Origin of the sequence: Brachyspira catarrhinii, from assembly GCF_005518285.1 — a bacterium.
GTDB lineage: Bacteria > Spirochaetota > Brachyspiria > Brachyspirales > Brachyspiraceae > Brachyspira > Brachyspira catarrhinii.
Map to the genome: position 1 here is coordinate 1 of NZ_SJDU01000081.1, position 7,546 is coordinate 7,546.

Annotated in this window: 8 protein-coding genes and 1 pseudogene; 3 read left to right on the forward strand and 6 right to left on the reverse strand. The window is 29.3% G+C overall.

Annotation, left to right across the window (positions count from 1 at the left end; all coding sequences use genetic code 11):
* From EZH24_RS04555 to EZH24_RS04565, 3 genes and pseudogenes are all read left to right on the forward strand, one after another.
* A pseudogene (locus tag EZH24_RS04555) lies at positions 1-489 on the forward strand (hypothetical protein); the annotation flags it as partial.
* A 115-nt stretch (positions 490-604) separates the two neighbouring features.
* Positions 605-1,378, forward strand: a complete 774-nt coding sequence (locus tag EZH24_RS04560; RefSeq protein WP_137997937.1) for a hypothetical protein — start codon at positions 605-607, stop codon at positions 1,376-1,378.
* Positions 1,379-1,513: 135 nt separating this feature from the next.
* Complete coding sequence (locus EZH24_RS04565) at positions 1,514-2,335, forward strand: aldo/keto reductase (RefSeq protein WP_137997938.1); 822 nt, start codon at positions 1,514-1,516, stop codon at positions 2,333-2,335.
* A 436-nt stretch (positions 2,336-2,771) separates the two neighbouring features.
* Here EZH24_RS04565 and hisIE read toward each other — a convergent pair whose 3' ends face one another.
* The 6 genes from hisIE to hisC are packed head-to-tail and all read right to left on the reverse strand — an operon-like array spanning position 2,772 to position 7,262.
* Positions 2,772-3,431, reverse strand: coding sequence for a bifunctional phosphoribosyl-AMP cyclohydrolase/phosphoribosyl-ATP diphosphatase HisIE (gene hisIE / locus EZH24_RS04570; protein ID WP_137997939.1), 660 nt, complete (start codon positions 3,429-3,431; stop codon positions 2,772-2,774).
* Position 3,432: 1 nt separating this feature from the next.
* Complete coding sequence (hisF, locus tag EZH24_RS04575) at positions 3,433-4,188, reverse strand: imidazole glycerol phosphate synthase subunit HisF (RefSeq protein WP_137997940.1); 756 nt, start codon at positions 4,186-4,188, stop codon at positions 3,433-3,435.
* 40 nt (positions 4,189-4,228) lie between these two features.
* Positions 4,229-4,942, reverse strand: coding sequence for a 1-(5-phosphoribosyl)-5-[(5-phosphoribosylamino)methylideneamino]imidazole-4-carboxamide isomerase (gene hisA, locus EZH24_RS04580; protein ID WP_137997941.1), 714 nt, complete (start codon positions 4,940-4,942; stop codon positions 4,229-4,231).
* Between the two features lie 15 nt (positions 4,943-4,957).
* Positions 4,958-5,581, reverse strand: coding sequence for an imidazole glycerol phosphate synthase subunit HisH (gene hisH / locus EZH24_RS04585; RefSeq protein WP_137997942.1), 624 nt, complete (start codon positions 5,579-5,581; stop codon positions 4,958-4,960).
* Positions 5,582-6,169: an imidazoleglycerol-phosphate dehydratase HisB gene (hisB, locus tag EZH24_RS04590; protein WP_137997943.1), complete on the reverse strand. Its 588-nt coding sequence runs from the start codon at positions 6,167-6,169 to the stop codon at positions 5,582-5,584.
* Positions 6,170-6,203: 34 nt separating this feature from the next.
* Positions 6,204-7,262: a histidinol-phosphate transaminase gene (hisC, locus tag EZH24_RS04595; RefSeq protein WP_137997944.1), complete on the reverse strand. Its 1,059-nt coding sequence runs from the start codon at positions 7,260-7,262 to the stop codon at positions 6,204-6,206.
* Positions 7,263-7,546 lie beyond the last annotated feature (284 nt).

Consider the following 7,546-nt stretch of genomic DNA (forward strand, 5'->3'; position numbering starts at 1 on the left):
ATCCCGAGAGGAGATTTTGAAAGTTTGTCCAAAGAGTTTAAACTCGATTGCATTATTTGGAGTTTATTTTCAAATTCCAATCAAACGGTTTCTATGAATAATGTTTTTTACAAGAATAAATATTATAAAATAGACAATCAATTTTATCCTTTCTATTATAAAGAAGTTTCTTCAAATAATAGTTTTTTTGATTATGATAAAGAAAAAAGATTTGTAAACGAATACTTGAAAAATAAAGAAAAAATTATGACAAAAGAATCGCTGGATTTGATTAATATTTCAAAAGAATTGTATAGTTTTTTTTATCGCAATATAGAAAAATTCGATTTGAAGAAATTTGAAATTTCATTATGGGACGCTGGTTTTTGGCAAATAAGAAAATCGATAAAGGACGCCAAAATCGGGCTTAATATTTTAGAAGAATTAAAATTAAAAAGAAATATTTTAAGGAATAATATTTTTGGAGAAATTGATAAATTTATTTCTTAAGAAGGATTGACATATTTTTTTAAAATGTTATAACTTGCCCATAAATTAAAAAGCATTTAAATTAATTGTGTTAACAAATTTTTTTATGTTGTATAATATTTTAGAGATAATGAGAATGAAGTTTAAAATAATAATATTATTTATAATAATTTCTTCTATGTCGTTTTCCGCTAATTTAGAGCTTGGGTTTGGAGGTTCTGCTGGCGCTACTACAGAATTCAGTTATGCATTAGATAGAGAAGAAAGTTATATGTCTAGTGGCAATAGAGTAGATAGCGGTTTGTCGGCAAGCGGTTTTTTGGATATTGGCGCTAATTTCGAGCTTCCAAACGCTGGCGCTTTAAGTAGCGTAAGCCTTTTGTTTGAAACGGAATATAATTATTATATGAGAATTAGAACATTATATAAAGAATATCCAGAAATGGCTAGGCATAGATTTTTTTACCATAGTTTGATATTAGGGATATTGCCTAAACTCAATTTTGATTACGGTATATCTTTTGGTATAGGGGCAGGTATTTTACTACCCCTATATAGTCAATCTGGTAAAGAAAAAAATGAGGCTAATTGGGGGTTGGGAAGCTATCATAATGACGGATTAGGAAGTTATAATAATGGCGGTTATAAAGAATTCGATTTTAAGAAAATAACCTATATGTATAAAGTTCCGATTATGCCTTATATAAAATTAAATTTTGAAAAAAATTTCTATATGTCTGAAAAATGGGCTTTCAAAATTGGCGTAAATTTGGTTTATAACTTCGGCATGGAATTTGATATGGATAAATTAGGCGAAGGCGGCGCTAAATATTACGCTTGGGATAAATATAAATTCTCTTCATTAGATTTTGAGGCTTTTATCGGTTTCGGTTTTGGACGCCCTAAATAAAATTTTAGTTTCAAAGTATAGTAACATTTTACCTCCTTTTTTTAAAAATGCCCCGTTTAAAAGCGGGGTTATTTTATTTTAAAAATATTGTATAATAATATAATCTATTAATAATAATTAAAAAAGGAATTAAAAATGATAAATGTGAAATTAAATAACGGCGTTGAAATGCCAATTTTAGGTTTGGGAATATATAAAATAACCGACAAAAAAGAACTTTATAACGCGGTTAAATGGGCTGTGGAATCGGGTTACAGAAAATTCGACACGGCTCAATTCTACGATAACGAAAAAGAATTGGGCGAGGCTATAAAAAATTCCGCCCTTAAAAGAGAAGAAGTTTTTATAACTACTAAAATATGGAATACAAATCAAGGTTATAAAAAAGCGACAGAATCATTCGAAGAAAGCCTTAAAAAATTGAATATGGATTATGTAGACTTGCTTTTGATTCACTGGCCAGGACAGAAAAAAGAAAGATATTTGGAAACTTGGAAAGCTTTGGAGAATATATACAAAAATAAAAAGGCGAGAGCGATTGGAGTAAGCAATTTTGAAATAAAACATTTAAACGATATTTTTGAAAATTCTTCCGTTCCTCCCGCAGTCAATCAAATTGAAAGACATCCTAATTTGAATCAATATGAACTTATAGAATTTTGCAAAAATAAAAATATGTTTGTAGAAGCTTGGTCGCCGCTCGGAAGAGGAAAATTTATCGAAAACGAAACCTTAAAAGAAATTGCGAAAAAATATAATAAAACTGCCTCTCAAATAATATTGAGATGGAATATAGAAAATAAAATTGTCGTAATTCCAAAATCGGTAAAAAAAGAAAGAATAGAAGAAAATATTAATATATTCGATTTCAAATTGGACGGAGAAGATATTAAAAAAATAGATTCGATGAATAATAACGAAAGAACGGGATTTAATCCTTTAGAATTTGATTTTTAATTTAAACATAACAAAATGAACTTTATGAGATTTTTTAGAAAATCAAATAAATATTTAAATCTTACCAAATTGGAATGTAAATAGATGTAGCCGTAGGCTTGTCTGAAATAGTCTATTTGATAATAAATCTAACCATAGTGGAATATAAGTTATAAAAATAATGTTCCGATAAGTATTAATAAGTAAATTCAATTATGTTAAGCTCCTAATACATCCTTAATCGCTTTTAAGTTTTTATTAATATCTTTCAATTCCTTTAATAACTCTTTTAACAAATCCTCATTATTCATAATATATAACCTCTCTAAATTAAATCTAACTAATTAACTAATTAAGTTATAACACAAATAATGACAAATGGCAATAGTATTTTAGGTAAATTGCATCTTAACAAATATTAACATATTGGAAATAGCGGGTAAAAATAAATCGCTCGCTATTTTTTCATGCTTTCTTTCTTGACTTTTTTATCCACAACCGACCTTTTTGATAGTTCGTCTTTTATATCGTTTAAAGTTATATTTTTTTCAACCATTAAAACCAAACTATGATAAAACAAATCGGCAAGTTCGTATATAATCTCTTCCTTGCTGTCGTTTTTAGCCCCGATTATAACTTCGGATGATTCTTCGCCTATCTTTTTTAATATTTTATCGATTCCGCTATTAAAAAGGTAAGTCGTATAAGAGCCTTCCGTCATATTTATTTTTCGTCCTTTTATAAGTTCGTATAATTTATAAACGGAAAAATCTTTATAATTTTCTTTTTCGTAAATCTCGTTCATAAAACAAGATTCCGCTCCAGTATGGCATGCGGGACCGTCTTTAATAACTTCTACAACCAACGCATCGTTATCGCAATCGCTTTTAATATTTTGTATATGCTGATAATTTTTTGAAGTCTCGCCTTTTCTCCAAAGTTCTTTTCTGCTTCTGCTATAGAAACAAGTTTTGCCTTCGTTAATGCTTATTTCCAAACTCTCTTTATTCATGTAGGCTAAAGTTAAAACTTCTCTTGTATAATAATCGATTACTATCGCGGGAATCAATCCTTTTTCGTCAAATTTTAATTTATCAATGTTTATAGTATTTTTCATTTTATAATCTCGCTTTTATATTATTATTTTTTAAATATTCTTTCAAATCTTTTATATCAATTTCTTTAAAATGAAATATCGAAGCCGCAAGCCCAGCGTCCACTCCTTTCACTTCAAAAACTTCTTTGAAATGTTCCATCTTTCCCGCTCCGCCCGAAGCTATTATCGGAATCGAAACATTATCCGATATTTCTTTTAATAAATCTATATCGAAACCGTTTTTGATTCCGTCAGTGTCGATGCTGTTTATTACAAGCTCGCCCGCTCCGTTTTTCTCTCCTTTAATAACCCATTCGATAGCGTCAATATTCGTATTATCTCTTCCTCCTTTAACGAAAACGCAATATTTTTGCCCGACTTTTTTTATATCGACTGAAAGAACCACGCATTGATTTCCGTATTTTTCCGCAGCCTCTCTTATAAGATTAGGATTTTTTACCGCTCCCGAATTCACGCTAACCTTATCCGCTCCCGATTTCAAAACTCTATCAAAATCTTCAATTTTATTTATTCCTCCGCCAACGGTTAATGGAATAAAAATTTCTTTTGCCACTCTTTCGAGAGTTTGAACGAATAAATTTCTGTTTTCGTAAGAAGCGGTTATATCGTAAAAAACAAGCTCGTCAGCCATAGAATTATTATAATATTTCGCAAGCTCGACTGGGTCGTTTACATCTTTAAGCCCGACAAAATTTGCGCCTTTTACCACTCTTCCGTCTTTGACATCCAAACATGGAATAATTCTTTTAGTTATCATTTTTAGTCCAAATTATTTTTTTCTAAATTTTATTTCTAAATTATTTTGCAATTTTTATTATTTTTTTCAAATCTATTTTTTTTTCGTATATAGCCTTTCCAACGATAGCGCCATAAATATTCATTTCTTTAAGTTTAATAATTTCCTCTTCGTTTGTTATTCCGCCCGAAGCGATTATATTGCAAGAGATTTTACTTTTTAGTTCTTTATAAATATCCAAATTAGTTCCAGACAATTTTCCGTCTTTCGATATGTCGGTATAAATTATTGTGTCGATTCCCATAGAGTCAAATTTTTTGCAACAATATACGGAATCCTCGTTTTTAATTTCTTTCCAACCTTTAATTGCTATCATTCTATTTTTAGCGTCTACCGCAACGGCAATATTTTTTTTATACTTTTTTATCATTTTCTCCAAAAAATTCAAATCTTCAAAAGCTATAGTTCCTAATATAATTCTTTTAACTCCGATATCCAAATATTTTTTTATCGTCTCTTCGTTTCTTATTCCTCCTCCGACTTGGGTAAACAAATCGCATTTTTTAATTATTTTTTCTATCGTATTAAAATTAAAAGTTTTTCCTTCGCTCGCTCCGTCCAAATCGACAATATGCAAATTTTCGCTTCCATCTTCTATAAAGAAATCCAACACTTCTATAGGATTTTTAAAATAAATTTTTTTATCATTATAATCTCCTTCCGTTAATCGCACTACCTCTCCGTTTTTCAAATCTATCGCTGGAAAAATTTTCATTTATAATATTCTCCTTTAAATTAAATTTTTAAAGCCTTTCAATATATTTAGTCCCGTATTTCCGCTTTTTTCAGGATGGAATTGTATTCCGTAAATATTATCTTTTTTGACGACCGCGGGAATATCAATATCGTATTCAGAATCTGCAATTATATTTTCCTCGCAATTTTTAGCGTAATAAGAATGAACGAAATAAACGAATTCATTATTTTTAATATATTTAAAAATTTTATCTTCTCTTTTTATATTCAAATTATTCCATCCCATATGCGGAACTTTCAATTCTTTATTTTTCAAATCTTTTTCTATCGGACAAATCTCGCCTTTTATAAGCCCAAGTCCGTCATATTCTCCGTATTCGTAGCTTTTATCGAAAAACATTTGCATTCCCAAACAAATTCCTAAAATTATTTTTCCTTTTTTGCTTTCTTCGATTAAAGTCTCTTTTAAAATTCCATCGTTCTTTTTTTCCAATTTTTCAATGGCGTCTCTGAAAGCTCCGACACCTGGCAAAATTATCGCATCGGATTTTTTTATAATATTTTCATCGTCCGTTAATTTGTTTTCTATTCCCACATAATTTAAAGAGGACATTAAAGAAAATAAATTTCCGACTCCGTAATCTATTATAGCAACCATTTATAACAATCCTTTTGTGGACGGAATTTCGTTTTTATATTTTTCGTCTATTTCTACGGCTTGAGAGAGCGCTTTTGCAAAACCTTTGAAAATAGATTCAATAATATGATGAGTATTTTCTCCATGAAAAGTTTTTATATGCATCGTTATATTCATAGAATTCGCAAACGCTATAAAAAATTCTTTAATCAATTCCGTATCGAAATCTCCGACTTTTTGATTGATTAAATCCGCTTCAAAAATCAAATGACTTCTTCCGCATATATCAATCGCGACTAAAGTCAAAGCTTCGTTCATTGGCATAAAAAAATTGCCGTATCTTTTTATTCCTTTCAAATCGCCCAAAGCTTCGGCAAAACATTTTCCCAAAACGATTGCCGTGTCTTCAACCGAATGATGATAATCTATATGAGTGTCGCCTTCGCATATAGTTTCCAAATCGAATCTTCCATGTCGAGCGAATAAATCGAGCATGTGGTCTAAAAATCCGACTTTCGTTTTATTCAAATATTTTCCCGTTCCGTCTATATTCAATTTGATTTTAATTTTCGTTTCGTTTGTGTTTCTTTCAATTTCCGATTTTCTCATTTCAATTTCTCCTTAAAAAATTTAAAAGTAAAAATCAATTAACAATCTCTTTTAAAGCGTTTATAAAAATAATCATCTCTTCGTCAGTTCCAACGGTTACTCTTATAAAATTTTTAATAATATCTTGTTTAAAATATCTTACTAAAATTCCTTTCTCTTTCAATTGCAAATAAATATCTTCGGCAAAAACTTTTTTATGCGAAATGAATAAAAAATTCGATTTTGAATTCAAAACTTTAAAATCTAATTTTTTTAATTCTTCTTTTGTTTTTTCTCTCGTATTTATAATTTTTGAAACAGATTCTTTAGAATATTCTTCGTCCTTGAAAGCTTCGATTCCCGCTAAAATTGAAAGTCGGTTTATCGTATAAGAATTGAAAGAAAATTTAATATTTTTAAGTCCTTTTATCAATTCTTTATTTCCGAGCGCAAAGCCCAAACGCATTCCCGCCAAACTTCTCGATTTTGAAAAAGTTTGAACGACAAGCAAATTATCGTATTCGTTTATAAGTTTAAGCGCCGATTCTCCGCCAAAATCTATATAAGCTTCGTCTATTATAACTACTTTATTCAAATTGGCTTTTATTATTTCTTCTATTTCGCTTAATTTAAGCGACATTCCCGTAGGAGCGTTTGGATTTGCAATGATTATTCCCGAATCCAAATTCTTATAATCGTTTATATTTATAGAAAAATCTTCTTTAAGCGGAATTTTTTTTTCGTCCAAATCGAACAAATCGGAATAAACGGAATAAAAACTATAGGTTATGTTTGGATAATAAATTTTATCTCCTTTATTGAAAAAAGCCATAAAAGAAAAAGCGAGTATTTCGTCCGAACCGTTTCCTATAAAAATATTTTCGGTTTCGAGTTTGTATTTTTTGGCAATTAAATTTTTCAAATCGCTAACATCTGCGTCGGGATATAATCTCAAATCGTCAAAATCGCTTTCCGTTATAATTTTTCGGACATTTTTTGACGGCGGATAAGGAGATTCGTTCGTATTAAGTTTAATATATTTTTTATCTTTCGGTTGCTCTCCTTGAACATAAGGAATAACCGAATTCGCTTTATCGCTTAAAAATTTATTCATATAAACTCTTCTTAAATTTTTTGTAGGGTTATTATATATGATATTCGATATAAATAAAAGTATTTAATAAAAATAAGTTTATTGAGATTATAATTAAATATTGAATTTTTAGATTATTTTTTAACTTTAGATATTTCTCTTTCAAGCATATTACAAACCCAAAAAATTAACTATATTTTACAATCAATAGCCTTTTCTATGCATTCTATATCCGTTTCGTTTATCTCGCCGAGATTAGCCGCATAAATCGTATATAAAGGTATTTCTTCGCCTATAGCCGCTAT

Bases quoted from the DNA above. Each gene is read 5' to 3' on its own strand.
- EZH24_RS04560 (WP_137997937.1), top strand. From the start codon at position 605: ATGAAGTTTAAAATAATAATATTATTTATAATAATTTCTTCTATGTCG.
- hisF (WP_137997940.1), bottom strand. From the start codon at position 4,188: ATGATAACTAAAAGAATTATTCCATGTTTGGATGTCAAAGACGGAAGA.
- hisH (WP_137997942.1), bottom strand. From the start codon at position 5,581: ATGGTTGCTATAATAGATTACGGAGTCGGAAATTTATTTTCTTTAATG.
- EZH24_RS04565 (WP_137997938.1), top strand. From the start codon at position 1,514: ATGATAAATGTGAAATTAAATAACGGCGTTGAAATGCCAATTTTAGGT.
- hisIE (WP_137997939.1), bottom strand. From the start codon at position 3,431: ATGAAAAATACTATAAACATTGATAAATTAAAATTTGACGAAAAAGGA.
- hisB (WP_137997943.1), bottom strand. From the start codon at position 6,169: ATGAGAAAATCGGAAATTGAAAGAAACACAAACGAAACGAAAATTAAA.
- hisC (WP_137997944.1), bottom strand. From the start codon at position 7,262: ATGAATAAATTTTTAAGCGATAAAGCGAATTCGGTTATTCCTTATGTT.
- hisA (WP_137997941.1), bottom strand. From the start codon at position 4,942: ATGAAAATTTTTCCAGCGATAGATTTGAAAAACGGAGAGGTAGTGCGA.